Source organism: Streptomyces tricolor (genome assembly GCF_002155905.1).
Classification (GTDB): Bacteria; Actinomycetota; Actinomycetes; order Streptomycetales; family Streptomycetaceae; genus Streptomyces; species Streptomyces tricolor.
The window spans coordinates 1-546 of the sequence record NZ_MUMF01000519.1; the positions used below are offsets into that span (position 1 = coordinate 1).

Below are 546 nucleotides of genomic sequence, written 5' to 3' on the forward strand. Positions count from 1 at the left end.
CCATCCGTCCGCACCGGCCGCTCAGCACAGCCCACCCGGCACGTCCCCGCCCCAGCGCCGCAACGACCCGCCAAGGGCAAACCCCGCTCCCGCCGACCCGCCACCCGGCAGGGCCCGCTCTCCAGCGAGCCCTGCCTCGGCCGTCGATCTCCCGCAACGCCCGCCCGTCGGCGCACCTGCCGGCCAGCGAGCCCGGAGCAGTCGCCCTCCGGGGAGCCGCAGCCGAGCGCAGCGGCTACGCGTCGATGCGTGACCGGTCCAGCGTCGCCGCCGAGCTGGAGATGAACTCCTTGCGGGGAGCCACCTCGTTGCCCATCAGCAGGTCGAAGACCTGTTCGGCGGCTTCCAGGTCGGAGAGGTTGATGCGGCGCAGGGTGCGGTGACGCGGGTCCATCGTGGTCTCGGCGAGCTGGTCGGCGTCCATCTCACCCAGACCCTTGTAGCGCTGGATGGACTCCTTGTAGCGGATGCCCTTGCTCTGGAACTCCATCAGCTTGTCGCGCAGCTCGCGGTCCGAGTACGTGTAGACGTACTTCTCCTGGCCCT

General features: G+C 70.7%; 1 pseudogene. It reads right to left on the reverse strand.

From position 1 onward, the window contains the following. Positions 1–235: 235 nt before the first annotated feature. Positions 236–546 (reverse strand): annotated as a pseudogene (locus tag CCN44_RS32330) (DNA topoisomerase IV subunit B); the annotation flags it as partial.